1 protein-coding gene is annotated in these 1,678 nt (G+C 42.8%); it reads left to right on the top strand.

What is annotated here, in order from left to right; all coding sequences use genetic code 11:
* The first annotated feature begins 110 nt into the window (after positions 1-110).
* Positions 111-1,646, top strand: coding sequence for an IS66 family transposase (gene tnpC / locus CDG77_RS34820; RefSeq protein WP_094333648.1), 1,536 nt, complete (start codon positions 111-113; stop codon positions 1,644-1,646).
* The last annotated feature ends 32 nt before the right edge of the window (positions 1,647-1,678 follow it).

Raw genomic sequence — 1,678 nt, 5'->3', positions numbered from 1 at the left:
GTAGTTTTTCACTCTCCCCCCATCAGCAAGAGTTTGCAGTGTAGGTAAAAGTAGGGGAGAGTATTGTATGGTAATGTAAAAAATAATTGTGCAATTGAAGCCAAGGGTGAATGAATCGACTGAGTAAAGAAGACCTAGCACAAATGAACCGAGACTACTTCCAATCTCTGGACAAACAGAAATTGGTGGAAGTTGCGGGAAATCTTCATCAACTAGCAGTCCAACAACTAGAAAAATTAGAGCAAAACTCAAGCAATAGTTCGTTACCCCCATCATCAGATCAATTCAAAAGCAAAGAGAAATTAGCGTTACTCTCAGAACAACAAACAGAGTCGCAAGCATCTCAAACAGAATCAAAGCAAGTCCCTAAGCAAGTTTCAGAAGAAAGCGAAAAACCCAAAAGCAAGGGATTTGCTCTAAAAAAGCCGGGAAAGCAACAAGGAGCCAAGGGAATATGGCGAACAACACCCTTAGTTCCAAATCAAACAGTAGCGCATCATCCTCTAACTTGTGCATCATGTAACAGTCGCTTAGAAAAAGACCCAGAAGCCAAAGCACACATGGGTTATTACGTATTAGAACTAGAAAAATTAGATTCGGGAATCGAGGTAAAATGCACGCTTCATCACTACTATCAAGCAACTTGCGGTTGTGGGCACCAGACAAAAGCAAAGCCACAAATCGGGTACGTTTCGGTAGTTGAAGGAAGAAGTAGAGATTTATGCTTGCAGGAGTATGGACTTGTCGGTTCAATGCTGGCAACGTTTATTGCTTCTCTTGCAGTCAGATATCGGATGTCTCGACCCAAAATTAAAGAATTATTGAATGATTGGGTTGGGGTATCGCTTTCGGTGGGAACAATCGACCGTTGTATTCGAGAAGTGGGAATAGCTTGTTCTCCAGTAGTTGAGGAACTCATTGAAGAATTACAATCAGCAGAAATAATCCACCTTGATGAAACACCCTGGTATGAGAAAGGAAAATATCGGTGGTTATGGGTAGCAATTACAAATACAATCGCGGTTTTCCACATCGGTAGTCGTCGCAAAGAAGAATTATTGCACTTGATAAGCGAGGCGTTTGTGGGATGGTTAGTCACTGATGGCTATGGGGCTTACAGTAGTTACCCGAAACGCCAACATTGTTTGGCTCATCTTATCCGCAAAGCGATCGCTTTAACGCAGGCATTAGATAAGGAAGTAGCTGATTTGGGACAATGGCTTTTAGAAGAACTCAGGGAACTGATACATGCACTTGCTACTGGCGACGGGGAACAAGATGAATCAGACTCACACCCCGCTCGCCTTTATAGAGTCTGCCGATTAGCTACGGTTGCAGAGCATACCAAGTTAAAAGCTTTAGCTAAAGAGATTTTAACTGATTGGGATGCCGTGGTTGCGTGTTTTTATCATCCACAGTTACCACCCACCAATAATGAAGCAGAGAGAGCTTTACGACATGCTGTAATCGCTCGACGTATTAGCTATGGAACTCGCACATCAGAAGGAAGTTTAGCTTATTGCTCTGTTCTGAGTGTCGTTGAAACTTGTCGTCTAAGGAAAGTTGACCCTTGGAGTTATATTGCGATAGTTCTTACTCAGGCTCGTAAAGGTATAAAACATCCCCCCATCCCCGTTCTCTCTTGATCCTTTTTTGATGGGGGAGAGTGAACAACTAC

This window comes from Nostoc sp. 'Peltigera membranacea cyanobiont' 213 (assembly GCF_002245975.1).
Taxonomy (GTDB): Bacteria; Cyanobacteriota; Cyanobacteriia; order Cyanobacteriales; family Nostocaceae; genus Nostoc.
This window is presented reverse-complemented; position numbering and strand designations above follow the sequence as displayed.

What these genes read in the sequence shown, in the direction of transcription:
- tnpC (WP_094333648.1), top strand. Translation starts at nt 111, where the DNA reads ATGAATCGACTGAGTAAAGAAGACCTAGCACAAATGAACCGAGACTAC.